The organism is Micromonospora sp. WMMD558, assembly GCF_049315255.1.
Taxonomy (GTDB): Bacteria; Actinomycetota; Actinomycetes; order Mycobacteriales; family Micromonosporaceae; genus Micromonospora.
Map to the genome: position 1 here is coordinate 3,503,683 of NZ_CP186061.1, position 25,575 is coordinate 3,529,257.

The 25,575-nt window shown below is 73.8% G+C and carries 17 protein-coding genes and 2 pseudogenes; 14 read left to right on the forward strand and 5 right to left on the reverse strand.

All coding sequences use genetic code 11. The features are described 5' to 3' along the window. Positions 1-124: 124 nt before the first annotated feature. A pseudogene (locus tag ACN26Y_RS17020) lies at positions 125-1,543 on the forward strand (DedA family protein); the annotation flags it as partial. 264 nt (positions 1,544-1,807) lie between these two features. Beyond that, on the forward strand, positions 1,808-2,677 hold the full coding sequence (locus ACN26Y_RS17025; protein WP_155331214.1) for a lytic transglycosylase domain-containing protein: 870 nt from the start codon (positions 1,808-1,810) through the stop codon (positions 2,675-2,677). A gap of 44 nt (positions 2,678-2,721) precedes the next feature. On the opposite strand, the gene ACN26Y_RS17030 is transcribed toward ACN26Y_RS17025, so the two are convergent. Continuing rightward, positions 2,722-4,848, reverse strand: coding sequence for an MMPL family transporter (locus ACN26Y_RS17030; protein WP_422734943.1), 2,127 nt, complete (start codon positions 4,846-4,848; stop codon positions 2,722-2,724). 149 nt (positions 4,849-4,997) lie between these two features. Between ACN26Y_RS17030 and ACN26Y_RS17035 the strand changes: the two genes are divergently transcribed. The 5 genes from ACN26Y_RS17035 to ACN26Y_RS17055 all read left to right on the forward strand — a co-directional run bounded on the left by ACN26Y_RS17035 (position 4,998) and on the right by ACN26Y_RS17055 (position 10,243). Continuing rightward, positions 4,998-5,504: a MarR family winged helix-turn-helix transcriptional regulator gene (locus ACN26Y_RS17035; protein WP_155334123.1), complete on the forward strand. Its 507-nt coding sequence runs from the start codon at positions 4,998-5,000 to the stop codon at positions 5,502-5,504. Between the two features lie 6 nt (positions 5,505-5,510). Next, positions 5,511-7,172 (forward strand): CocE/NonD family hydrolase, encoded by a 1,662-nt coding sequence (locus tag ACN26Y_RS17040; protein ID WP_422733005.1) that lies wholly within the window; start codon positions 5,511-5,513, stop codon positions 7,170-7,172. 159 nt (positions 7,173-7,331) lie between these two features. After that, on the forward strand, positions 7,332-8,198 hold the full coding sequence (locus ACN26Y_RS17045; RefSeq protein ID WP_422733006.1) for a hypothetical protein: 867 nt from the start codon (positions 7,332-7,334) through the stop codon (positions 8,196-8,198). A 129-nt stretch (positions 8,199-8,327) separates the two neighbouring features. After that, positions 8,328-8,903 carry an ArsR/SmtB family transcription factor gene (locus tag ACN26Y_RS17050; RefSeq protein WP_155331217.1) on the forward strand — a complete coding sequence of 192 codons (576 nt, stop codon included), beginning with the start codon at positions 8,328-8,330 and terminating at the stop codon, positions 8,901-8,903. Continuing rightward, positions 8,900-10,243 carry an MFS transporter gene (locus ACN26Y_RS17055; protein WP_422733007.1) on the forward strand — a complete coding sequence of 448 codons (1,344 nt, stop codon included), beginning with the start codon at positions 8,900-8,902 and terminating at the stop codon, positions 10,241-10,243. The genes ACN26Y_RS17050 and ACN26Y_RS17055 overlap by 4 nt, the downstream gene beginning before the upstream one ends. Positions 10,244-10,290: 47 nt before the next feature. Here ACN26Y_RS17055 and ACN26Y_RS17060 read toward each other — a convergent pair whose 3' ends face one another. Continuing rightward, positions 10,291-10,494: a cold-shock protein gene (locus tag ACN26Y_RS17060; protein WP_155331218.1), complete on the reverse strand. Its 204-nt coding sequence runs from the start codon at positions 10,492-10,494 to the stop codon at positions 10,291-10,293. 174 nt (positions 10,495-10,668) lie between these two features. Here ACN26Y_RS17060 and ACN26Y_RS17065 point away from each other — a divergent pair, with 174 nt between their 5' ends. Together ACN26Y_RS17065 and ACN26Y_RS17070 are read left to right on the forward strand one after the other, a co-directional pair. Further along, positions 10,669-11,358: a class I SAM-dependent methyltransferase gene (locus ACN26Y_RS17065; RefSeq protein WP_155331219.1), complete on the forward strand. Its 690-nt coding sequence runs from the start codon at positions 10,669-10,671 to the stop codon at positions 11,356-11,358. A 93-nt stretch (positions 11,359-11,451) separates the two neighbouring features. Beyond that, positions 11,452-12,045 (forward strand): annotated as a pseudogene (locus ACN26Y_RS17070) (DedA family protein); the annotation flags it as partial. Positions 12,046-12,060: 15 nt separating this feature from the next. On the opposite strand, the gene ACN26Y_RS17075 reads toward ACN26Y_RS17070, so the two are convergent. Together ACN26Y_RS17075 and ACN26Y_RS17080 are read right to left on the reverse strand one after the other, a co-directional pair. Further along, a complete protein-coding gene (locus tag ACN26Y_RS17075; RefSeq protein ID WP_155331220.1) occupies positions 12,061-12,714 on the reverse strand; it encodes an MBL fold metallo-hydrolase in 654 nt (217 codons plus the stop codon). Positions 12,715-12,721: 7 nt separating this feature from the next. Then, complete coding sequence (locus ACN26Y_RS17080; RefSeq protein ID WP_155331221.1) at positions 12,722-13,438, reverse strand: maleylpyruvate isomerase family mycothiol-dependent enzyme; 717 nt, start codon at positions 13,436-13,438, stop codon at positions 12,722-12,724. Between the two features lie 153 nt (positions 13,439-13,591). Here ACN26Y_RS17080 and tnpB point away from each other — a divergent pair, with 153 nt between their 5' ends. From tnpB to ACN26Y_RS17100, 4 genes are all read left to right on the forward strand, one after another. Continuing rightward, complete coding sequence (gene tnpB / locus ACN26Y_RS17085) at positions 13,592-15,007, forward strand: IS607 family element RNA-guided endonuclease TnpB (protein ID WP_230689028.1); 1,416 nt, start codon at positions 13,592-13,594, stop codon at positions 15,005-15,007. Between the two features lie 140 nt (positions 15,008-15,147). After that, entirely contained in the window at positions 15,148-16,227 is a 1,080-nt protein-coding gene (gene rsgA / locus ACN26Y_RS17090; RefSeq protein ID WP_155331222.1) for a ribosome small subunit-dependent GTPase A, read from the forward strand. A 210-nt stretch (positions 16,228-16,437) separates the two neighbouring features. Next, entirely contained in the window at positions 16,438-19,380 is a 2,943-nt protein-coding gene (gene uvrA, locus ACN26Y_RS17095; protein WP_155331223.1) for an excinuclease ABC subunit UvrA, read from the forward strand. Between the two features lie 207 nt (positions 19,381-19,587). After that, entirely contained in the window at positions 19,588-20,064 is a 477-nt protein-coding gene (locus ACN26Y_RS17100) for a Rieske (2Fe-2S) protein (RefSeq protein ID WP_155331224.1), read from the forward strand. A gap of 90 nt (positions 20,065-20,154) precedes the next feature. Here ACN26Y_RS17100 and ACN26Y_RS17105 read toward each other — a convergent pair whose 3' ends face one another. Then, positions 20,155-23,433 (reverse strand): penicillin acylase family protein, encoded by a 3,279-nt coding sequence (locus tag ACN26Y_RS17105; RefSeq protein WP_422734944.1) that lies wholly within the window; start codon positions 23,431-23,433, stop codon positions 20,155-20,157. A 150-nt stretch (positions 23,434-23,583) separates the two neighbouring features. Here ACN26Y_RS17105 and uvrC point away from each other — a divergent pair, with 150 nt between their 5' ends. Continuing rightward, positions 23,584-25,563 (forward strand): excinuclease ABC subunit UvrC, encoded by a 1,980-nt coding sequence (uvrC, locus tag ACN26Y_RS17110; RefSeq protein ID WP_422733008.1) that lies wholly within the window; start codon positions 23,584-23,586, stop codon positions 25,561-25,563. The last annotated feature ends 12 nt before the right edge of the window (positions 25,564-25,575 follow it).

Sequence of the window (25,575 nt, forward strand, 5' to 3'; positions counted from 1 at the left end):
CTCCTGTCTGCGGTTGCCGGGGTCGCGTCGGGGTGATCCCCCAGTTGGCCCGGGTCTCTGGCGAAACATGTGTCCCAGCCGTTGGCACGACTGGCATGCTGACCCTCGTGTTCATGGGGGTCAGATGCACGACCTGGTGACCGCACTGCAGGGCCTGCCGCCCCTGCTGATCTACCTGGTCGCCGCCCTGATCGTCGCGGCGGAGACCGCCGTGATCTTCGGACTGCTGGTGCCGGGCGAGGCGACCCTGCTGCTGGTCGGTTTCCTAGCGTACGCGGGGACGTTACGGCTCGGCCCGGCGCTGCTGGTGATGGTGGGCGCGGCCGTGATCGGAGACACACTCGCCTTCCGCGCCGGCCGCCGGTACGGGCCGCGGCTGCGCGCGAGCCGCTTCGGCGCCCGGATCGGTCCGCAGCGGTGGAGCCGGGCGGACGCGATGCTCGGCCGGCTGGGCGGCCGGGGCGTGTTCACCGCCCGCTGGGTGGCCTTCGCCCGGACCCTGGTGCCCCGGCTGGCCGGGGCGGCGGACATGCCGTACCGGCGGTTCGCGCCGTTCAACCTGGCCGGGGTGGTGACCTGGGTGGGTGCCTCCGTGCTCGCCGGCAACCTGGCCGGCGAGTCGTACGAGACGGTGTCGCACCTGCTGGGCCGGGCCACCGGGGCGGTGCTGGTGCTGCTGGGCGCGGTGGTCGCGGTGCTGCTGGTCGGGCGCTGGCTGGGCCGCAACCCGGATCCGGTCCGGGCGCTGCTGGCCCGGGCGGGCGCGCTGCCGCCGGTGCGCTGGCTCACCGGCCGGTACGGGGTGCTGTTCTTCCTGCTCGCCATGCACATCGGGCCCGGCTGGACCCTGCTGCTCAACCTGGCCGCCGGTCTCCTGCTGCTCTTCCTGGCCGGGCTCGCCGTCGCCTGGGTGCTCGGCGCCGTGGTCCGGCACAGCGGCCTGTCGGTGGTCGACGGCGCGATCGCCGACTGGTTCGCGGCCCGCCGCACCCCGGAGGCCGTCGACGTGACCCTCACGGTCGTGTCGGTGCTGCGCGGGCCGGTGCTGATCGTGGTGGTGGCGGTCGTGGCCGGCGTGCTGGCCTGGCGGCACCGGCCCTGGCAGGCCGACCTGCTCAGCGTGCTCGGCACCGCCGGCGCGTTCGTGCCGCTGGTGGTGCTCGCGGCGGCGGCCGACCTGGCCCGCCCGGACGGGTCCGGGCCGCCGGTCCTGTTCCCGACCCAGGACGCGGTGGTCACCGCGAGCCTGTGCACCCTCGCGTGGCTGCTGTCCCGGGGCGCGCGCTGGCCGGTGGCGGTCGCCGCCTGGACGGTCGCCGCCGCCGGCGTCGTCGGCGTCGGCGGCGCCCGGCTCTACCTGGGCCTGAGCACGGGCAGCAGCGCCCTCACCGGGCTCCTGCTCGGGGTGGCCTGGACGGCGGTGTTCATGGTGGCGTGGGTGACCCGCGACCGGGCGGTGGGCGTGCAGCCGCCGGCCGCCGGCCCGCCGCACGTGACCGCCGGCACACCACCGGCACGAGGCGCCGACGGCGCGGCGGTCGCCGACGTGCCGGGCGATGCCGTCGCGGAGCCGCCGGCCGCCGCTGCCGCCGCGCCGCCGGAGCAGGCGGTCGGCGGCTCGCCGGGCACCCGCGGGGCCGCCGCGGCCACCATGCCGGGGGCCGACGCGCCCGCCGCCGACCGGCCCGGCGACGCCTGACCCGACGGGCCCACGTCGGCGCCGGGTCCGCGTGCCCGTCCGGCGCGGGGCGGCGGCTCACCGTCGACTCCTGTTACCGTGCGGCGGTCACCGGGGGAAGGGGTCGACATGCGAGGAGGCCGTGGGGCCACGGCGACGCTCACGGCGCTTGTGCTGGCCGCCGGGCTCGCCGGGTGCGCGCGCGACCGGGCCGCCGCGCCTGAGATCGCGGCCCCGGTCGGTGCGACGGCCGAGGCGAGCGCCGCACCGGCCGGTGAGACCGACGCCGCCACAGCGACCGCGACACCGCCCGCGCGGGAGTCGATGGGAGCGGCGCCGCGGCGCAGCCCGTCGCCCAGCGCCCGGCCCACGCACCGGCCGACCCGCGCCACCGCTCCCCGCGCCGCGGCGAAGCCGCCGACCGAGACGAAGGTGCCGCCGCCACCGCCGAAGCCGGCACCGACCGCCTGCACGCCCCGCTACGAGGGCACCCAGGCCACCCGCGCGCAGGTCAAGGCGGCGCTCGGCGACGCGGCGGCGAAGACGTACTGGCCGACGTCCGCTCCCGACATCCGGATCCCGCTGCCCCTGGTCAAGGCGACCGCCTGGCAGGAGAGCGGCTGGCAGTCCAACATCGTCGCCTGCGACGGCGGCATCGGGCTGATGCAGGTGATGCCCGCGACGGCCGACTGGATGAACCAGCGGTTCGGGCAGAGCTACGACGTGCGTGACTACCGCGACAACGCCTACCTCGGCGCCAACTACCTGGCCTGGCTGACGAAGTACATCGGCGACATGTACTTCGAGGCCGACTACCGGCTGGACGCGGCCCTGTGCACCACCGAGCTGAACTCGTGCCTGCTCAACGCGGTGATCGCCGCGTACAACTACGGGCACGGCGCGGTCGCCCGCGAGGGGGAGCCGCTCACCATCCCGAACCCGCAGTACGTGCGCAACGTCCGCGCCCTCATGACCGAGTGCGTCTGCCTCTCGTACTGAGGGGTTGCGGCGCGGGGACGCCGCAACCCCTGCCGACCGTACGGTCAGTCGTGCGCGGTGACCGGCTCACGCGGTGCTGGCGCCTGCGCCCCGGCCTCCCGGCGGACCCGGCCCGGCCACCAGAACCGGTCGCCCAGCACGAACGCCAGCGCCGGCACGAGGACCGTCCGCACGAGCAGCGTGTCGAGCAGGACGCCGATGCAGACGATGACGCCGATCTGGGTCAGCAGGATCAGCGGCAGCACGCCGAGGACGGCGAAGACCGCCGCGAGCAGCACGCCGGCGCTCGTGATTACCCCGCCGGTGACCCGCAGGGCGGAGAGCATCCCGTCGCGGGTGCCCGCCCGGCGGGCGTCCTCGCGGGCCCGGGTGACGAGGAAGATGTTGTAGTCGACGCCGAGCGCCACGAGGAACACGAACGCCAGCAGGATGACGCCGCTGTCCAGCGCGGGGAAGTCCAGCACGTGGTCGAAGAGCAGCCACGCCGCCCCGAGACTGGCGAAGAACGACGCGATGACGGTGAGCACGAGCAGCGCCGGGGCGAGCAGGCCCCGCAGCAGCAGCACCAGGACGGCCGCGACCAGCAGCAGGATGATCGGCAGGATCAGCCGCAGGTCCTTCGCGTTGGCCTCGGCGGTGTCGTAGGTGGCGGCGACCGTGCCGCCCACCACGGCCCCGTCGAGCGCACCGGCGCCGTCCACGGTGGGCGGGGCGGAGCCGGGGACCGTGGCGACCGCGTCCCGCAGCGCCTCGATGGCGCGGTCGGACGCGGCGGTGCCCGGCTCGGCCTCCAGCACCACGTCGACCTGGGCGACGCCGGCGCCGGCGCTGCCGGGCCGCGCCGACGCGACGCCGGTCACCGCTGCGGCGGCCTCGGTGACCGCCCCCGCCGCGGCCGGGTTGGTGAGTACGGCGACCGGCTGCGTCGTCCCGGCCGGGAAGGCCTTCGCGAGGGTCTGCGCCCCGGCGACCGCCTCCGGCTCCACCCGGAACTGCTCGGTCTCCGACAGGCCGGTGCGGATGCCCAGCCCGCCCAGGGCGAGGCCGACCAGCAGTAGCGTCGCCAGGGCGGCGACGGACACCGGCCGTCGGACGACACCGGCGCCCAGCCGGCCCCACAGCCGGCCCTCGCGGACCGCGCCGCCGACCCGGGGCACGAACGGCCAGAACAGGCCGCGACCGAGGAGCACCAGCGCGGCGGGGAGCACGAGCAGGGCCGAGAGCATGGCGAGGACGACGCCCGTCGCGCAGGCCACCGCCAGCGCCCGGTTGGTCTCCTGCTCGGACAGCAGCAGCGTGAGCACGCCGAGCACCACGGTGGTTCCGCTGGCCAGGATGGGTTCGGCGGTGCGGCGCAGCGCGGCGCGCATGGCCCGGAAGCGGTCCGCCTCGCGGCGCAGCTCCTCCCGGTAGCGGGCGATGAGCAGCAGGGCGTAGTCGGTGGCGGCACCGAAGACCAGGACGCTGGCGATGCCGGTGACGGCGCCCTCCTGGAGGTTGATGCCGACCGCGGGGACGATCGTGTCGACGGCCCGCAGGGTCAGCTGCTCGGTCGCCGCGACCACCACCAGCGGCACGATCCACAGGAACGGGCTGCGGTACGTGACGAGCAGCAGCAGCGCCACCACCCCGGCGGTCACCGCGAGCAGGGTCACGTCGGCGCCCTCGAAGACCTTGGTGAGGTCGGCGGTGAACGCCGGCCCACCGGTCACGTCGACGGTGAGGCCCGCGGGCGCGTCGTCGAGCGCGGCGCGTAGCCGCTCCACGGTGTCGGCGACCTGCTCCTGACCGCCGGCGGTGGACAGCGGCACGGCGACCAGCGCGACCGTGCCGTCCGGGGAGAACTGCGGGGGAGCGACCTGTCCGCCGACGGCGAACCGGCTCAGGTCGCCGGCTTGCGCGGCGAGCGCTTCCCGGTCGGCGGCGGTGAGCGGCCCCCCGTCGGCGCGGCTGGCGACGACGAGGGCCGGCTGGACGTCGCTGGACGGGAGCTGCTCCTGGAGCCGCTCCACCTGGGTGGACTGCCACTCCACCGACAGCCCGGTGGACGACACGGGTGCGGGGTTGTCGGGCTTCGGCAGGCCGAACACGGCGGCACCGAGGACGATCGCGGCGACCACGGTGAGCCACGCGGCCAACCGGCCGCGGGCGACGTGGGTGAACAGGGACATCGTTTCCTCACGGGGCTGGACGGGAAACCGCTCGACGGCCAGGAATGTCCGGCTCATCGAGTATCTCGATGAACGAGATTATCGGCCGCTGAGTTATGCTGCAACCGGACCGAGACGAGGAGATGCGGCGGGACGTGGCAGGTCACGGCATGTACCGGCGGCGCGACACGCGACGTGAGCAGCTGGTCGCGGAGATCACCAACAACCTCCGGCGGTACGCGGTGGACGCCCAGCACGTCGGCCACGCCTTCGCCGGGCTGCACGGTCTGGGCGCCACCGACCTGCAGGCCCTGATCGCGGTCATGGACGCCGAGCTGCGGGGCGACCCGATCACCCCCGGCCGCCTCGGCGAGCAGCTCAACCTGTCGTCCGGGTCGGTCACCGCGCTGATCGACCGGCTGGAGCGCGCCGGTCACATCCGGCGCGACCGCGACGCCACCGACCGGCGCAAGGTCCTGCTGCACTACGCCGACCGGGGCGCCGCCGTGGCCATGGAGTTCTTCCAGCCGCTCGGGCGGCGCACCGACGCGGTGATGGCCGACTTCACCGACGACGAGTTGGAGACCGTCCACCGGTTCATGACGGCGATGAGCGCCACGGTCCGGGAGCACCGCGACGCCGTACGCGCCGCATCACCGCGGCGGACGAACGGCTGACCCGTCGTGCTCACGGCGCTGGCGACCCGGCTGGCCACGGCGGTGCTGCGGCTCCCACCACCCCGGACCCGGCGGGTCGCCCTGACCCGCGACCTCCCGGTTCGGGTCCGCGACGGCGTGGCGCTGCGCACCGACCACCACGCGCCGGACCTGCCGGGCGCCCCGACCGTGCTGATCCGCACCCCGTACGGGCGGGGCGGCCCGATGCGCCTGCTGGGCCGGCTCGCCGCCGAGCGGGGCTACCACGTGGTGATCCAGTCCTGCCGGGGCACGCACGGCTCCGGCGGCGTGTTCGACCCGCTCGTCCACGAGCGCGACGACGGTCTGGACACCCTCGACTGGCTGCGCCGCCAGCCCTGGTGGAGCGGCGCGTTCGGGATGTTCGGCGCCAGCTATCAGGGCTTCGTCCAGTGGGCCCTGGCCGCCGACGCCGGGGCGGAGCTGCGCGCGATGGTGGCGGTCGTGACCGCCTCCGGCACCCGCGACTCGACGTACGCGGGGGAGTCCTTCGCCCTGGACACCGTGCTCACCTGGGCGGAGCTCCTCCAGGCGCAGACCGTGCCCTGGCTCGCCCGGCAGTGGGAACTCAAGCGGGGCCAGCCGCGGCTCGCCGCTGCGCTCGCGCACCTGCCGCTGGCCGAGGCGGACCGGGTGGCCACCGGGGTCACCGTGCCCTTCTTCCAGGAGTGGCTGCGCCACCACACGCCCGACGCCGCGTACTGGCGTACCCGGATATTCGGCGACCGTCTCGCGGAGGTCCGCGCTCCCGTCGCCATGATCAGCGGCTGGCACGACATCTTCCTCCCGGCGCAGCTGCGTGACTTCGCGGCGCTGCGTGCCGCCGGCGGCCGACCCCGGCTCACCGTCGGGCCGTGGACGCACGGGAGCCCCGGGCTCTTCGTGGCCTCCCTGCGCGACGGCCTCGACTGGCTCGACGAACACCTCGGCGGGCGGCCGGCGCCCGGACGCGCCCCGGTTCGGGTGCACGTCGGCGGGGCCGGCGGTGGCTGGCGGGACCTGCCCGACTGGCCGCCGCCCGCCACGCCCACCACCTGGCACCTGCACCCGTACGGCGGGCTGAGCACCGCGCCGCCGGTGGAGTCCGCCCCCGACGGCTTCTGGTACGACCCGGCCGACCCCACCCCGTCGTTGGGCGGCCCGCTGCTCGTCGCCCAGCGGGCCGGGCCGGTGGACAACCGTCCCGTCGAGGCCCGCCCTGACGTGCTGACCTGGACCAGCGAGGTCCTGCCGGCTCCGGTGGAGGTGGTCGGGCCGGTCCGGGCGGAGATCTTCGTCCGAAGTGACCTGCCCCACCTGGACGTCTTCGTGCGACTGTGCGACGTGGACGCCCGGGGCCGGTCCTGGAACGTGTGCGACGGGCTGGTCCGGGTGACGCCGGACGGGTTCCGCGCCGACGAGACCGGTGCCGTCCGGGTGCCGGTGCAGCTGTGGCCCACGGCGCACCGGTTCGCGGCCGGTCACCGGCTGCGGGTGCAGGTGTCCGGCGGCGCGCACCCCCGGTACGCGCGCAACCCCGGCACCGGCGAGCCCCTCAGCACGGCGGTCACTCTGCGTGCTGGATGGCGGGAGATCCTGCACGACTCACGGCACCCGTCCGCCGTCGTGCTCCCCATCGTCCACTCCGGCTCCTACCTGTCTCCACGGTAAACAGTGCCACTCTGAACTGGGCGTTTATTGTCCGGCGGGTTATGGTTGAGCCACGCCCGGCGCTGTGCGCATCACGGCCGGGCTCGCTCGTAAGGCCCCCACCCCGCGTACGCGGTGTCACCGTCGTGCCCGGCCCCCGATCATCCGCAAGGGGGACCCATGACGCGGGCTCCGGAAAACCTGCTGGCCGTTCGCGGCCTGCTCCTCACCCACCTCAACGTCGACCCGAACACCGTCCGGAGCCAGGACCTCGAACCGGCCGAGGTGGGCATCGTCGGCGACTCCAACCACCGGGGCGGCTACCACTGCGGGTCCGACCGGGTGGTGGCCAACGACTACTCGGTCGTCGAGTCGCCGCGGGACTCCGCCGGGCTGACCCTCGACGCCGCCGCGCTCGACGTCGGAACCTTCGAGGTCCGCTCCGGCGGCGGTACCCACACCCTGCGCACCTTCTCGATCTGGTGCGTCCAGCAGTGCGTCGCCAACGCCGCGGACGCCCGGGACATCCGCGAGATCATCTACAGCCCGGACGGCCGGACCGTCCGTCGGTGGGACCGGCTCGGCCGGCGTACCAGCGGTGACAGCTCTCACCTGTGGCACACGCACTTCAGCTTCTTCCGCGACTCGATCAAGGCGGGCCGGGACCAGACCCCCCTCTTCCGCCGCTACCTGACCAGCATGGGACTCCTGGAGGACGTCATGAGCGAGAAGGCCGAGCAGCAGATCGACAGCGTGTTCACCGGGATGTTCATCGGTGGCAACAGCATGGGCCGCCGGGTCGACCCGGACGGCTCGGGATCCAGGCCGGCCAGCAACAGTCTCGTGGCCAAGCTCGACTACACCATGCAGCGCCTGGACGTGCTGGTCAACCAGCTCACGGCGCTGTCCAACCGCGACTTCACCGACGAGCAGGCGATCGTCACCGGGGTGCTGGCCAGTCTCACCCCGGAGAAGATCGCCGCGGCGATCCCACCGACGCTCGCCCAGCAGGTGGCCGACGAGCTGGCCCGCCGCCTGGCCGCCTGACCGGTGCGCCGGCCCGGGGTCGGCGGGCCGCCGCCCCGTGCGGGGATCGCCCGGAACCTCCCGCCGGGCCGCCCCGGTATTCGGCAAGAAGCATTGCGCAAGAACTATTGCTGAACTAGCCTCCGAGGCATGGAGAGACAGAACGTCCGCACGGTCACCGACGCCAGGGTGCTCGCGCTGCTCGCCCACCCCCTGCGCCGCAGGCTCATGGACGTCCTCAAGGTTGACGGCCCGTCGACGGTCGGGATGCTGGCCGAGCGCACCGGGCAGGCACCGGCCAACGTCAGCCACCACATGCGGATGCTGGCCGGTGTCGACCTGGTGGAGGAGGTTCCCGAACGCGCCCGCGACCGGCGGGAACGCTGGTGGCGGCTGGTGAACCGGGCGGTGCGGTGGTCCGCCACCGACTTCGCCGGTGACCCGGCGACTCGGGCCGTCGCCGACGCGGCCGCCACTCTGAACATGGAACGCCACGCCGCGCTTGTCCACGCGTGGCAGGGCGCCGACGACGAGGCGCGTACGGCCTGGGGGGAGGGGCCGTTCTCCACCGACCGTTGGCTGCGCCTCACCCCGGAGGAACTGGCGGAGCTCGGCCGCCAGATCACCGACCTGCTCGCCCGCTGGGCCGAGCGGGAGGTGCCCGACGACGGTCGCGTCCGCGACTCCGTCTTCGTGTTCGCCCACGGCGTCCCGGCCCGACCGTGAGCCGCGCCGGGACGCGGGCCGCCGACCCGGTACGGCCGACCGCCGGGAAGGATCCCGACTCCACGTCGACCGGCCCGTCGGTCGACACGCTCGGTGTGCCGGCACGGGGGCTGTGGCACGAGCGCAACTTCCGTCTGCTGTGGATCGGGCAGGCGGCCAGCAGCGTCGGCAGCAACGTGACCGTGGTGGCGCTCCCCCTGGTGGCCGTCGCCGTGCTGGACGCCACCCCGTTCGCCGTCACCGTCCTGACCGCGGCCGCGTGGCTGCCCTGGCTGCTGGTCGGTCTGCCCGCCGGGGCGTGGGTGGACCGGCTGCCGCGCCGGCCCGTGATGATCGCCTGCGACCTGCTGTCCGCGGCGCTGTTCCTCAGCGTCCCGGTCACCGCGGTGCTCGGCGTGCTCACCATCGGTCAGCTGCTCGCGGTCGCCCTGGGCGCGGGGCTGGCCAAGGTCTTCTTCGAGACGGCCGACCAGGCGTACCTGCCCGTGGTGCTCCGTCCGGAGCAGGTGCCGGGCGGAAACGCCCGCCTGCAGGCCACCCGCACGGCGAGCTACCTGCTCGGCCCCGGCATCGCCGGCCTGGTGGCGCAGGCCGTGGGCGCCGTTGCCGCACTCCTGCTCGACGTGGTGAGCTTCCTGCTCTCCGCCCTGTGCCTGTCGCGCATCCGGGTGGACGAGCGCCGCCCCTCGCGTACCCGGGCGCGCCGCCGTCTGCGACGCGAGATCGCCGAAGGCGTCCGCGTCGTCGCCCACGACCCGTACCTCCGGGTCCTGACCGTCTTCGGGGCGGCCAGCAACTTCGGCCTGACCGGCTACCAGGCTCTGATGGTGGTCCTCCTGGTCCGCGACGTGCACCTCGCGCCGGGGCTGGTCGGCCTGCTCCTGGCGGCGATGAGCGCCGGCGGGATCGTGGGCGCGCTGCTGGCCACGGCGGTGGGCCGATGGTGCGGGACGGCCCGCGCCCTGCTGGTGGCCGCGGCGTTCACCGGTCCGCCGGCCCTGCTCATCCCCCTCGCGGCGCCCGGCTGGCGGCTGGGGTGCCTGGCCCTGGGCGGTGCACTGGTGAGCTTCGGGGTCGCGGTCGGCAACGTCGTCAAGGGCAGCTTCCGGCAGACGTACACCCCGCAGCATCTGCTGGGGCGCGTCACGGTCAGCATGCAGCTGCTGAACTACGGGACGATCCCCGTCGCCGCCCTGGCCGGCGGCGTGCTCGCCGGCATCCTGGGAGCCGGCCCCGCGATCGCGGTGATGACCGGCTGGTTGGCGCTCACGCCGCTGATCCTGCTGGTCGGTCCGCTGCGCCACCGCCGGGACCTGCCGGTGGCGCCGCTCGCGGTCTGACCGCGGGAGCGGCGGCGGCCGGACCCGGCCGCCGCCGGCGCCACGGATCAGATCGGACGGACGTTGTCCGCCTGCGGGCCCTTCTGGCCCTGGGTCACCTCGAACTCGACCTTCTGGCCCTCGTTCAGCTCCCGGTAACCGCTCGACTGGATCGCGGAGTAGTGGACGAAGACGTCCGGCCCCCCGCCGTCCTGCTCGATGAAGCCGAAGCCCTTTTCCGCGTTGAACCACTTGACGGTGCCGGTTGCCATGCATCTCTCCCTGTTCCCAAGCAGGCGACCACCGACCGCAGGCCGACGATCGCCCGGTACCTTCCCGACAGTAACCGCCCAAACCCCGATCTGCCGGGCGAAGTGCCGTAGGCGGTCCGGTGAACTCTCGGAACAGGCTCGGCGGACCCGGCGTGGCGGACCGCCGGGTGCGGCATGCTGGCGTCGGTGAGCCGAGTCACGAACGCCCTGATCGACCTGGAACGGGAGATCGACGCGCCCGGCGCCGGTCTGGACCGGCTGTGCCTGGTGCCCACCCCCTTCGTCCCCGAGGTCCGGCTGCACCTCGCCGAGGACCCGATCGTCTGGTGGGCGCGGATGGAGGCGCACGCGGGACGGGCGCTGCCGCCGCCGTACTGGGCGTCGGTCTGGGCCGGCGGGCAGGCGCTCGCCCGCCACCTGCTCGACCACCCCGAACTCGCCGCCGGACGCCGGGTCCTCGACCTCGCCACCGGCTCCGGCCTGGTCGGGATCGCCGCCGCGCTGGCCGGAGCGGCCGTGGTCGCCAACGACGTCGACCCGTACGCGGTCGCCGCCGTCACCGTCAACGCCCGGGTCAACCGGGTGGCGGTGCGGGCCACCGGGCAGGACCTGCTCGACACCGCGCCGACCCCGGTCGACCTCCTGGTCGCCGGCGACGTCCTCTACGACGCGGGGATGGCCGCCCGGGTGCTGCCGTTCCTGCGCCGCGCCGCCACCGCCGGCGCCGAGGTGCTGGTGGGCGACCCCGGACGGGGCCACCGGCCGCCGGACGGGCTGGTGGTGGTGGCCGACTACCTCGTGCCGATCACCGAACCCAGCCCGGGCCCGCCCGTGCGCCGGGTTCAGGTCCTGCGGCCCGGATGACGGGATCAGGGACGACCCCGAGGCGGGGACCAGGGGACGGTGGGGGATCCGACCCGATGTCCCGGGTGGACCGGCGGCCATAGCGTACGTGGCATGGCGGATTGGCTGGCCCAGGTCGGAGAACTACCCACCACCCTGCTGATGGGGGTGCTCGGGGTGGTGATGATCTTCGACGCCGTGCCGCTGCTGGGTGTGCTGGTTCCCGGGGACGTGGCGATCCTCGCGGCGGTGGGGGTGGGTGGCCCCACCGCCGGCCTGGCCACCTTCACCGCCGTCGTCGCCGGTTGCCTGGCCGGCTGGTCGCTGACCTTCCTGGCCGGCCGCCGCTGGGGGGACCGGCTGCGGCACAGCCGGGTCGGCGACTGGATCGGCGAGGAGCGCTGGGCCGCGGCGGAGGGAATCCTGCGCCGCGGCGGCGGGCGGATGGTGCTGGTGGCGCCCTTCCTGCCGGTCCTCAACGCGCTGCTGCCGCTGGCCGCGGGCGGGCTGCGGATGTCGTACCGGCGTTTTCTGGGCTGCGCGACGCTCGGCGCGGCGGCCTGGGCCGGTCTCTACCTGCTGCTCGGCACAGTGGCGCGGTCGCTCGCCGGTCTGCTGCCCGGTGCGCCCAGCCCGATGGTGGTGACGATGTCGGTCGGCGTCGCGCTGGCCGGCGTGGTGCTGGCGTTGACGCGGCGGCGGCTGGTGTCGGTCCGAGCGTCGCTACCAGCCGCGGGCTCGCCACTGGGGAAGGGCGGGGCGCTCGGCGCCCAGGGTGCTGTCCCTGCCGTGACCCGGGTAGAACCAGGTCTCGTCGGGCAGCCGGTCGAACAGCTTCCGCTCGACGTCGTCGATGAGCCGGCCGAAGCGCTCCGGGTCCTTGTCGGTGTTGCCGACGCCGCCGGGGAAGAGGCTGTCGCCGGTGAACAGGTGAGGGACGCCGGCCGGGTCGCGGTAGAGCAGCGCGATCGAGCCGGGCGTGTGGCCCCGCAGGTGGATGACCTCCAGCGCGCAGTCGCCGACCGGCACGCTGTCGCCGTCGCCGAGCGTCTCCGCCTCGATCGGCAGCCCGGACGCGTCCTCGGCGTGCACCAGCGCGCGGGCGCCGGTCTTGGCCACCACCTCCTCCAGCGCCACCCAGTGGTCCATGTGCTGGTGGGTGGTGACCACCGCCGCGAGCCCGCCGTCGCCGACCAGGTCCAGCAGCCGGGGCGCCTCGTTGGCCGCGTCGATCAGCACCTGCTCGCCGGTGGCCCGGCAGCGCAGCAGGTAGGCGTTGTTGTCCATCGGGCCCACCGACAGCTTCGTGATGGTGAGCCGGTCGAGGTCGCGTACGGCCGGCGCACCGCCGGGCGTGACGTCTCCGGTGTAGGTCATGAGTCGTCTAGATCCATTCCGGTGGGGTCGGCAGGGCGCCGTCGGGGGTGACCTTGAGCACGGTGCCCGGGCTGCGGCCGATCAGCCAGGCGGCGAGTTCGGGGGCGGCGCCGGTCACCGTGGGGGCGGCCGAGCGGTCGCCGACCACGAGTTCGTGCCGGGTGCCGTCGAAGCGCAGGACCATCGGGGGCGCGTCGGGGCGCTCGGCCAGGCCGGTGGCGACCTCGTGGAGGAGCCGGTGGCCGAACGCCTCCGGCCACTCGGCCGGCCGGTAGCCGGCGGCCAGGTCCACGTGGTGCACCTCGATCTCCCGCAACCGCCCCCAGACGAGCATCGCGGCCGGCCACGGCCCGCGGCGGGTCTCCACCGTGGCGCCCCACGCCTCCACCGGCATCGCCGCGACCGCCTCGGCGAACCGGTCCGCGGTGCGCCGCAGGTCGTCGAGGTGCTCGGCGGGCGGCCGGGGCGCGCCGGCGTCGATGTCGGCGGTACGGGCGGCGGCGCTCGCGTACATGGGGATCGGCTCCCCGGTGCGTGCGGCGGTCAGCAGGTTGACGAACCCGTCGGCGTTGCGGGCGAGGTGGGCCAGTACGTGCCCCCGCGTCCAGCCGGGCAGCAGGGACGGCGCGGCGAGATCCGCCTCGTCGAAGGTCGCCGCGGTGCGCAGCAGGCGAGCCGTGGCGTCGTCCACCTCGCCGGTCAGCAGAAGCGGATCCGTGGTCACGTGTCGACCCTAGCGGTCGGGCGGCGTCGCGTCGCCGGGGTTGTCAACTGTTGCTGATGGACTAAGCGCTGACATGCGTTGGTGTGCTTGTGAGAGTTGGCTCGTGGCGTGGGTGGTACGGGGTGTGGCTGGCCGGGGTGGATGTCGTACCGGATGGTTATCGTGCCGGGTGTGGGACACCGGGATCGGCTGAGCGTCGTGCAGGCGTACCGGTTTGCTCTTGACCTGTCCCCGGCGCAGGAGCGGGCGGTGCTGGGTCACGTGGGTGCGGCCCGCATGGCGTACAACTGGGCGCTGGCTCGGGTGAAGGCGGTGTTGGATCAGCGGGCGGCCGAACGCAGCTACGGCATCCCGGAGGACGAGCTCACCCCGGCGATCGGGTGGTCTCTGCCGGCGTTGCGTCGGGGGTGGAACGCGGCGAAGGGTGAGGTGGCGCCGTGGTGGCGGGATTACTCGAAGGAGGCGTATAACACCGGCCTGGACGCGCTGGCGCGCGGGTTGAACAGCTGGGCCGACTCCCGTTCGGGTAAGCGGGCCGGACGCCGGGTTGGGTTTCCCCGGTTCAAGTCGCGCCGCCGGTCGACTCCGTCGGTGCGGTTCACCACCGGCACCATTCGCGTGGACCCGGATCGGAAGCATGTGGTGCTGCCCCGGCTGGGCCGGTTGAGGCTGCACGAGTCGGCCCGCAAGCTGGCCCGCCGGCTGGCGGCTGGCACCGCCCGGATCCTGTCCGCGACGGTGCGCCGTGACGGTCACCGTTGGTACGTGTCGTTCACCTGCCAGGTCGAGCGGGCGCGCCGCACCCCCACGTGTCCGGATGCGACGGTGGGCGTCGATCTTGGGGTGAGGCGCCTGGCGGCGCTGTCCACCGGCGAACCGGTGCCGAACCCGCAGCATCTTGATGCCGCGCTGCGGAAGATTCGCCGGATCAGCCGTGGGTTGTCCCGCAAGGTCGGCCCCGACCGGCGCTCTCGCCGTGATGCCTCTAAGCGGTGGCAGCGGGCGCGCGGCCGGCTCGGCCGGGTGCATGCCCGGGTGGCGAACCTGCGCCGCGACGGCCTACACAAGCTCACCACCCGCCTCGCCGCCACGTACGGCACGATCGTGGTCGAGGACCTCAACGTCGCCGGCATGCTGCGCAACCGCAGACTGTCCCGGCGGATCGCTGATGCCGGCTTCGCCGAGATCCGCCGGCAACTCGTCTACAAGACCCAGTGGTACGGCGGCCGGCTGGTGGTGGCCGATCGCTGGTACCCCTCCTCGAAAACGTGCTCGGGCTGCGGAGCGGTGAGAACCAAGCTGGCCCTGTCCGAGCGCACCTTCACCTGCACCACCTGCGGCCTGGTCGCGGACCGGGACGTCAACGCCGCACGCAACCTGGCGGCCCTGGCGGCCGCCGTCGCCGGGAGTGGCCCGGAGACGCTAAACGGACGCCGAGCCGACTGTAAGACCCCGCCCGCGGGGCCGGTGGCTGTGAAACGTCAACCCGGCACCACGTCTGTGGGCAAGACCGGGACCGTCCCACCGCAAGGCAGGACATCCGATCATGAGCTCACTCCTGCGTCATGAGAGGAACGGAAATCGCTTTCGGCGGGTCGCCGCGCGCCCTACCGTCGGCGTCGAACGCGGCACCGGGAGGTCGGAGGAGGTGGTGATCGTGCCGGTCGGAGCACGCGTGAGCCATCCGAACCCACACCCGTGAGGACGCCATGACGATCGACCTGACCGCCCTCGGCTGGGACGCCGACCGGGCGCGTGACGTACGACGGCGCACCGACCAGCGACCGGGCCGCGTGGCCCGGGTCGACCGCGGCGTGTGCACCGTCCTCGGCGTGGACGGCCCGGTCCGCGCCACGCTCGGCGGGGCCGTGCTGGCCGCCGCCGCCCGGGACCTGACCTGCCTGCCCTGCGCGGGTGACTGGGTGCTGCTCGCCACCTGGCCGGACGGCAACGTCACGGTCGAGGCGGTGCTGCCCCGGCGAACCGCGCTGGTCCGCCGTACCGCCGGCAAGGACGCCAGCGGCCAGGTGCTGGCCGCGAACCTGACCGCCGCGGCGGTGGTCGAGCCGGTGCACCCGGAACCGGACATGGCACGGATCGAGCGCCTGCTCGCGCTCGCCCACGAGTCCGGCGCGCGCCCGGTCGTGGTCCTGACCAAGGCCGATCTGGCCCCCGACCCGGCGGCGTTGGCCCGGCAGATCGCGGCCGTGGCGCCCGGCGTGCCCGTGCTGCCGGTCAGCGCGGAACACGGCAGCGGGCTCGGCCCGCTGCGCGCGGAGGTGGCGCCGGGCCGGACGCTGGGCCTGCTCGGGCCGTCCGGCGCGGGCAAGTCGAGCCTGGTCAACGCCCTGGCCGGGGCGGTGGTGATGCCGACCCAGGCGATCCGCCGGGTCGACGGCAAGGGCCGGCACACCACCACCTGGCGGGCGCTGGTCCCGGTGCCGGGCGGCGGGGCCGTGCTGGACACCCCGGGGGTACGGGCGGTGGGCCTGCTCGACGGCTCCGCCGGTCTGGACCGGGCGTTCGCCGACATCGCCGCGCTGGCCACCGGTTGCCGGTACGCCGACTGCGGGCACGACGGGGAGCCGGCGTGCGCGGTGCGGGAGGCGCTGGAGTCCGGGGAGCTGACCGCCCGGCGGTGGGAGAGCTGGCGACGGCTGCAACGCGAGGTGGGGTACGAGACGCGGCGGCGCGACGCCCGGCTCGCCGCGGAACGGCGCGGCGGCTGGCGTGGCGGGCGCCGGCGGGCGGGCCGGTCCGCCCGACCGCCCGCGGCGGGGGACTTCTGACCCGCCGGCGTCCGACGCCCCGGCGGCCGGCGGCCGGGTGCCGGCGGTCCACCGGACCGGGTTGAGCTGGGGGAATGTGCGGGCGAGGGAAAGTGTCGTACCTCAGGACTAGTCTTGCCGAGGCGCCTTTCCCGCGCCCGCACAACCGCTCGGACGGGCCGTCGAGCGGACAGAACCACCCCATCTTCTGCACCCGGGAGTACAGGCACCGTGGCCGACCGACTGATCATCCGTGGCGCGCGCGAGCACAATCTGCGTGACGTCAGTCTCGACCTGCCGCGGGACGCCCTCATCGTGTTCACCGGGCTGTCCGGGTCGGGCAAGTCGAGCCTGGCGTTCGACACGATCTTCGCCGAGGGGCAGCGCCGCTACGTCGAGTCGCTCTCGTCGTACGCCCGGCAGTTCCTCGGCCAGATGGACAAGCCGGACGTGGACTTCATCGAGGGCCTGAGCCCCGCCGTGTCCATCGACCAGAAGTCGACCTCGCGCAACCCCCGGTCGACCGTGGGCACGATCACCGAGGTCTACGACTACCTGCGCCTGCTCTTCGCCCGCATCGGCGAGCCGCACTGCCCGGTCTGCGGGGAGCGGATCTCCCGGCAGAGCCCCCAGCAGATCGTCGACCGGGTCCTCGCGATGGCCGAGGGCACCCGGTTCATGGTGCTCGCCCCGGTCGTGCGCGGCCGCAAGGGCGAGTACGTGGACCTCTTCGCCGAGCTCCAGGCCAAGGGCTACGCGCGGGCCCGCGTCGACGGCGTCGTGCACCCGCTGACCGAGCCGCCGAAGCTCAAGAAGCAGGAGAAGCACACCATCGAGGTGGTCATCGACCGGCTCAGCGTCAAGCCCAGCGCCAAGCAGCGGCTGACCGACTCGGTCGAGGCCGCGCTCGGCCTCTCCGGCGGCATCGTCCTGCTCGACTTCGTCGACCTGCCCGAGGACGACCCGGAGCGGGAGCGCCGCTACTCGGAGCACCTGGCCTGCCCCAACGACCACCCCCTCGCCATCGAGGACCTGGAGCCCCGGGTCTTCTCCTTCAACGCGCCGTACGGCGCCTGCCCCGAGTGCACCGGCCTGGGCACGAAGAAGGAGGTCGACCCGGAGCTGGTCGTCCCGGACCCCGAGCGCACCCTGCGCGAGGGCGCGATCCAGCCCTGGTCGACCGGCCACAACCTGGAATACTTCCTGCGCCTGCTGGAGGCGCTGGGCGAGGCGGAGCACTTCGACGTCGACACGCCGTGGCGGGCGCTGCCGTCGCGGGCGCAGAAGACGATCCTGCACGGCTCCGACGACCAGGTGCACGTGCGCTACCGGAACAAGTACGGCCGTGAGCGTTCCTACTACACCGGCTTCGAGGGCGTGGTGCAGTGGATCGAGCGCCGCCACTCGGACACCGAGTCCGAGTGGTCACGCGACAAGTACGAGGGCTACATGCGGGACGTGCCCTGCGCGGCCTGCGGCGGCGCCCGGCTCAAGCCCGAGGTGCTCGCGGTGACCCTCGCCGGCAAGAGCATCGCCGAGGTCTGCAACCTGTCCGTCGGCGAGTGCGCCGACCTGCTGGCCGGCATCGAGCTGACCGACCGGCAGAAGCTGATCGCCGAGCGCGTCCTCAAGGAGATCAACGCCCGGCTGCGGTTCCTCCTCGACGTCGGCCTCGACTACCTCTCCCTGGACCGGCCCGCCGGCACCCTATCCGGGGGCGAGGCCCAGCGCATCCGGCTCGCCACCCAGATCGGCTCCGGTCTGGTCGGCGTGCTGTACGTGCTGGACGAGCCGTCGATCGGCCTGCACCAGCGGGACAACCACCGCCTGATCGAGACGCTGGTCCGCCTGCGCGGGCTGGGCAACACGCTGATCGTGGTCGAGCACGACGAGGACACCATCCGCACCGCGGACTGGATCGTCGACATCGGCCCGGGCGCCGGCGAGCACGGCGGCCGGATCGTGCACAGCGGGTCCGTCCCGGCCCTGCTGGAAAATCCGGATTCGGTCACCGGGGCGTACCTGTCCGGCCGCAAGGTGATCCCGACGCCCCGGCAGCGTCGCCCGCAGACGCCGGGGCGGGAGCTGACCGTGCACGGCGCCCGCGAGCACAATCTGCGCAACCTGACGGTGAGCTTCCCGCTCGGCCAGCTGATCGCGGTCACCGGGGTCAGCGGCTCCGGCAAGTCGACCCTGGTCAACGACATCCTGCACGCCGTACTGGCCAACCAGATCAACGGCGCGCGGCTGGTGCCGGGCCGGCACACCCGGGTGGCCGGCCTGGAGCACGTCGACAAGGTCGTCGGTGTGGACCAGTCGCCGATCGGCCGCACCCCGCGCTCCAACCCGGCCACCTACACCGGCGTCTGGGACCACATCCGCAAGCTCTTCGCCGAGACCACGGAGGCGAAGGTCCGGGGGTACGGCCCCGGCCGGTTCTCGTTCAACGTCAAGGGTGGCCGCTGCGAGGCCTGCTCCGGCGACGGCACGATCAAGATCGAGATGAACTTCCTGCCCGACGTGTACGTCCCGTGCGAGGTCTGCAAGGGCGCCCGGTACAACCGGGAGACCCTGGAGGTGCACTACAAGGGCAAGACGGTCGCCGAGGTGCTCGACATGCCGATCGAGGAGGCCGCCGAGTTCTTCTCCGCCATCCCGGCCATCCACCGGCACCTGAAGACCCTGGTCGACGTCGGTCTCGGCTACGTCCGGCTCGGCCAGCCCGCGCCCACCCTCTCCGGCGGCGAGGCGCAGCGCGTGAAGCTCGCCTCCGAGTTGCAGAAGCGTTCCACCGGGCGGACGGTCTACGTGCTCGACGAGCCGACGACCGGTCTGCACTTCGAGGACATCCGCAAGCTGCTGATGGTCCTGGAGGGGCTGGTCGACAAGGGCAACACGGTGATCACCATCGAGCACAACCTCGACGTGATCAAGTCGGCTGACTGGATCATCGACATGGGCCCCGAGGGTGGCCACCGGGGCGGCACGGTGCTCGCCACCGGCACCCCGGAGGAGGTCGCCGAGGTGCCCGAGAGCCACACCGGCCAGTTCCTGCGCCAGGTCCTCAAGCTCGACGGCGAGGCGAAGGGCGCCGCCGCGGCCACCTCGCGGGCGGCCAAGGCCAACGGCGCGAAGACCCGGACGACGCGGAAGGTGCCGGCCGGCGCCCGCTGAGCCCCGCCGGGACGTCCGCCCAGGGGCCGGCGCTCGGCGTCCGTGCCCGGCGGCGGTTCGGTGACGGAAGCCGGCCCGGGTCCGGAGCCTGGGCGTCCGTTGCCGGCGGCCGGGTCGCCGATCGGGTGAACCGCCGGGCAGAGTGGTTCGTGTACCGGGATAGAGCCGCGGATCATGACGAGCGGCGTGTCGAGGAGAGGGCGAGGCATGAGTGACGATCAGGCGCTGACCGGACCGGGCACCCAGACCCGTCGGGCGCTGCTGACCGGCGCGGGTGCCGTCGGCGCGGCGGTCGTCCTGGCGGCCTGCGGCAGCGACGACTCCGGCGACGGCGCGCCCAGCCCGGGCCCGGCCGTGTCCAACACCGGCGACGCCGGCGGGGGCGACCGCCAGGGCGCCCAGTCCCTGGCCCGGACGACCGACATCCCGGTCGGTGGGGGCGCGGTCTTCGCCGCCCAGGGCGTCGTGATCACGCAGCCGTCGCCGGGCCAGTTCAAGGGCTTCGACCCGATCTGCACCCACCAGGGCTGCCCGGTGTCGAACGTCGACGGCGGCACGATCAACTGCACCTGCCACGGCAGCAAGTTCTCGATCGAGGACGGTTCGGTGAAGGCCGGCCCGGCCACCCAGCCCCTCCCGGCGAAGAACGTCACGGTCGACGGCGACCGGATCTCGCTCGCCTGACCCGGGCCGGGCCCGCCGCGACGCGGCCCCGGTGACCAGGCACCCGGCGCACGGCCGGCGCGGAAACACCCGCGCCGGCCGTGCCTCGTCTCAGCGGTCGTACACCGCCATCTCCCACAGGCTGAACCCGTAGGAGGTGGCCCGGGTCAGCCCGCGCATCCGCACGTACCGGGCCGACCCGGAGGGGAAGGCGGCCACGTCCGTGCCGCCGTCCCCGGCCGTGGTCGACCACGCCGTGCGCCAGCTGGTCCCGTCCGTGGAGACCTCGATCCGGTACGACCGGGCGTACGCCGCCTCCCAGGCGACGACCACCCGGCCGACCTGCCGCGCCGCGCCCAGGTCGACGGTGAGCCACTGGTCGTCGGACCAGGCACTGGCCCAGCGGGACTGGTCGTCGCCGTCGACCGCCCGGCCGGGCCCGTGGAACCACTGGCTGCTGGACGCCGTCACCGGCCGGCCCGCCGCCAGGTTCGGCAGGTCGTCGCCGCGCCGCGCCGGGAACGACACGACCTGCTGGAAGGTCGGGCGGTTCTGCCAGGCGATCTTCGCGTGGGTGATGCCGCCGAGCGGGGACTGCACGATGGCGTCGGCGCACCACTGGTCGCCGGCGGCGCAGTGCTCGTCGCCCGGGTACACCTCGGCGGCCGGGGTGGTGCTCGCCGCCCGCAGCGTGTCGAGCAGGACCTGCCGGCAGGCGGCCAGGTTTCCGTCGCCGCAGAAGGCCCGCCCGGGGCCGCCGCGTACCGGCTCGCCGAGGAGCGCGCGCAGGTCCTTGTCGACCCAGCCCCACCACCCGTACTGGAAGGCGGAGCCCTTGTGGGTCTGGGCGCTGTTCGCGGAGGTCGGCAGGTCCGAGACGTCGCCGCCGTGGCGGCCGGAAGGCGGCTCGTCGACCTGCATCGTGTTGACCAGCGACTGGTAGAGATCCGCACCGAGCGGTGCCCGGAACACGCCCCGGACCAGCAGCGGCCACCACGCGTCGAGGGTCCGGATCGCGTCGGCGTGCTGGTAGACCTTCGAGCCGGGTGCGGTCTCGACCCGCAGCGACCCCGCCGCCCGCCAGGCCTTGAGCCGGGAGATTTCGGCGGCCAGGGTGGCGTCGGTGACGGGCTGGCTCTCCAGCACCCGGATCAGCTCCCCGAGCACCTCGGCGGCGCGCAGGTCGGTGAGGCCGGCCCGCTGCACGAGCGCGGTGAGCGACGCGCGGTCGACCTTCCGCCCGGCCGCGATCTCCGCCCGCACCGGCCGGTCCAGCAGGTCACCCCGGTGTACGGCGGAGAAGCTGAAGTTGCCGTCGGCCGCGCCGAAGTCGTGGGCCTGCTTGTTGTTCCAGCTCACGTAGTAGTCCTGGTCCACCGAGCGGGGGTGGGCCGCCAGCGGCGCGTACCTGGCGGTGTTCGTGGCCGGGTCGTAGCCCTGCCACTCGAAGCGCTGCTCGGCCCGCATCGGCAGGTTCGGGTTGGACCCGTCGGCGCGTACCGGGTTGCGGCCCGAGTTGAAGTACGCCGCCTGGGTGGAGTTGACGTAGAACCAGTTGAAGGCGTACTCGACGTGGTTCGCCGAGGTGGTGAAGGCGTCGGCGGTGCCCATCTGCCCGGGGTCGTTGAACATCTGGAAGCCGATCGCCGAGGCCGCCTCGTGGCGGTAGGTGGAGCGCAGTTGGGTGAAGGCGTGCGGTCGTCCGTCGACCGTGCCCCGCCACGCCACCAGGCCGAGGTTGGTCCGCCGGGCGACCAGCTTGTACGACCCGGCGGGGGTGCCGTCCGCGACCGTCGGGCTCCACCGGTTGACCTGGGTGATCTCCTCCATCGGCAGGCACCGGCCACGGAACAGGTAGTGGTTGCTCGCCAGGGTGGGCGTCGCGCCGTCGGGGGTGCACAGCGGGACGGCGTACGTGTCGGTGATGTCGTGGGCCGAGGAGGTGGCGCTCCACGCGTAGTCGCGGCCCCGGCCGAGCAGCACGTACAGGTTCAGGCCGGCGAACGCGGCGCCGCGGGCGCTGATGCCCGGGCCCTGCAGCTCCTGCACCATGAGCAGCTGCGGCGCGAAGTAGCCGGTCTGCGGCCCGAACACGGCGATCGGGTGGCCGGTGGCCGAGTGGGCGGCGGAGACGACCGCCGCGTTGGACATGCCCCGGTGGGCCGCGCCGACGGTGAGCCCGGACAGCGCCGCCGCCAGCTCCGACGAGCGGGTCGACGTCGCCGCCGCCGTGCCGGCGGCCGAGCCGGTCGGGTCGGTCACCACGGGTTCCACCCGCGCCGACCCGGGGTCGGGCAGCACCACGCTGGGGGCGTCGTCGTCGGCGTCGCCGTACGGGAAGCTCTGCCCGTCGTGCAGGGTCAGCACCGTCTCCGGGTCGTTCCGGCCGCGGAACCCGTTCCACACCCGGTCGCCCTCGACCGGGCCGTACCGGGCGCGGGCGGCGATGCGGACCAGTGCGGACTGCATCTCGGTGCCGCCACCGCCGCCGAACAGGCCACCGACGACACCGGCGATGGCGATCAGGTCCGTCATCCGGAACGGTTCCGGACCGCCGGCGTTGGTGATCGCGTCGAGGTGGCCGGTGAGCACGTACTCGCCGGGGCAGTTGCGGTTCGCCATGCAGGCGCCGATGTAGGCGTTGATGCCGGCCACGTACTCCTGCACGTCGGCGTGGAGCTGCTCGCCGCGCGCGCCGGCCCTGGTCCGCAGCGCCTCCACCTGGGCCTGGAGGTCGGCCTCGGTGTACGGCGAGGTGCGCCAGACGCTCTGCTCCAATGCCCGGTTGCCGGGTGCGCCGCCCGCGAACGAGGTCAGCCTGCCCCGGCCGACGCGGCGCAGCAGGTCCATGGTGAACAGCCGGTCCTCGGCACCGGCGTACCCGGCGCCGAACATGGTTCCGCCTCGGGTGGTGCCGGTGACGTGCGGGACGCCGGTCGCCTTGTCGCGGACGATCCGTACGTCGGCACGGGGCGAGTAGTCCCGCTCGACCTGACCGGGTGGGACGCCGAAGGAGGCGTCGTTGAAGAACGTGCCGATCTGGTCCTCGCGCAGGCCGGCGTAGCCGTAGACGAGGTCGGCGTACCGGCCGAGCTGGTCGGCGGAGTGCCTGGGCAGGGTGCCGAAGGCCTGGTGGCCCAGGATCTCGACCAGCGTGGCGTTGCCGTTCTGGCCGGGCGGCAGGATGTCGCCGCACTCGCCGAGACAGTGGTCGTCGGGGGTGAAGGTGGTGACGCTCGGGCGGGCGCCCGTAGCGGCGGCGGTCGCCGTCGCGGTGGCGCTCGCCGTCGCGGTGGTGGCGTCGGCTGCGGCGGGGGTGGTGGCCAGCAGGGCGGCGACCCCGGCGAGGGCGGTGACGCCGGCGAGCAGGGGGTGGGGGGTACGCGGCATGGTGATCTCCCGGGGGATGGGGATCATTCACGAATAACATTCGGAAACCGGATGGTAACCTTTCCCGCCTTGCATCGGAAGACGTCAATCAGTTATCCGGGGTACGCCGACGACCCGGGGCTGTCGGGGGCGCGGACTAGGCTTGCTGCCGTGGCTGACCCCTCGACCTACCGTCCCGCGCCCGGCACGATCCCGGAGTCGCCGGGGGTCTACCGCTTCCACGACGGCACCGGTCGGGTGATCTACGTCGGCAAGGCGAAGAACCTGCGCAGCCGACTCAACTCGTACTTCGCCGACCCGGTCAACCTGCACCAGCGCACCCGGCAGATGGTGTTCACGGCCGAGTCGGTGGACTGGATCTCCGTCGCCACCGAGGTGGAGGCGCTCCAGCAGGAGTTCACCTGGATCAAGCAGTACGACCCGAGGTTCAACGTCCGCTACCGGGACGACAAGTCCTACCCCTACCTCGCCGTCACGCTCGACGAGGAGTTCCCGCGCCTGCAGGTGATGCGGGGCGCGAAGCGCAAGGGGGTGCGCTACTTCGGGCCGTACTCGCACGCCTGGGCGATCCGCGAGACGCTCGACCTGCTGCTGCGGGTCTTCCCCGCGCGCACCTGCTCCTCCGGCGTGTTCAAGCGGGCCGGCCAGGTCGGCCGGCCCTGCCTGCTGGGTTACATCGGCAAGTGCTCCGCCCCGTGCGTCGGCAGCGTCTCCGCCGACGAGCACCGGGCCATCGTCGACGGCTTCTGCGACTTCATGGGCGGTCGCACCGACACCATGGTCCGCAAGCTGGAACGCGAGATGGGTGAGGCCAGCGCGCAGTTGGAGTTCGAGCGGGCCGCCCGGCTGCGCGACGACCTGGCCGCCCTGCGCCGGGCGCTGGAGAAGCAGACCGTGGTGTTCGGTGACGGCACCGACGCCGACGTGGTCGCGTTCGCCGACGACCCCCTGGAGGCCGCCGTCCAGGTGTTCCACGTCCGCGACGGGCGGGTGCGCGGCCAGCGCGGCTGGGTGGTGGAGAAGACCGAGGAGCTGACCACCGGCGACCTGGTGCACCACTTCTGCACCCAGGTCTACGGGGGAGAGCACGGCGAGGCCGACGTCCCCCGGGAGCTGCTCGTCCCCGAGCTGCCCGCCGACGCCGACGCGCTCGCCGACTGGCTCACCACCCACCGGGGCAGCCGGGTGACCCTGCGCGTGCCACAACGCGGCGACAAGCGCGCCCTGCTGGAGACGGTGGAACGCAACGCCAGGGACGCGCTCGCCCGGCACAAGCTCAAGCGGGCCGGCGACCTCACCACCCGCAGCAAGGCCCTCGACGAGATCGCCGACGCGCTGGGCATGCGGACGTCGCCGCTGCGCATCGAGTGCTTCGACATCTCCCAGATCCAGGGCACCGACGTCGTCGCCAGCATGGTCGTCTTCGAGGACGGGCTGCCCCGCAAGAGCGAGTACCGGCGGTTCATCATCCGGGGCGCCACCGACGACCTCTCCGCGATGTCCGAGGTGCTGCGGCGGCGCTTCGCCCGCTACCTCGACGCCCGGGCCGAGACCGGTGAGGCGGGCGTCGAGTCGGCCGACGACCCGGAGGCCCCGGCCGGGCAGGGGGTCCCCGACGAGCCGCGGGTCGGCACGTTGATCGACCCGACGACGGGGCGGCCACGCAAGTTCGCGTACCCGCCGCAGCTGGTGGTGGTGGACGGCGGCGCGCCGCAGGTCGCGGCGGCCGCCCAGGCCCTCGCGGAGCTCGGCGTCGACGACGTGGCGCTGTGCGGGCTGGCCAAGCGGCTGGAGGAGGTGTGGCTGCCCGACGACGACTTCCCGGTCATCCTGCCGCGCACCTCCGAGGGGCTCTACCTGCTACAACGCGTCCGTGACGAGGCCCACCGGTTCGCGATCACGTTCCACCGGCAGCGGCGCTCGAAGCGGATGACCGAGTCGGCGCTGGACAGGGTGCCCGGCCTGGGGGAGGTGCGGCGCAAGGCGTTGCTGCGGCACTTCGGCTCGCTCAAGCGACTCTCCGCCGCCAGCGTGGAGGAGATCACCGAGGTGCCGGGCGTCGGCCGGCGGACAGCCGAGGCGATCCTCGCCGCGCTCGGCGGCGAGTCGAAGCCTCAGGCCGCCGACTGACCGCCGCGCCCG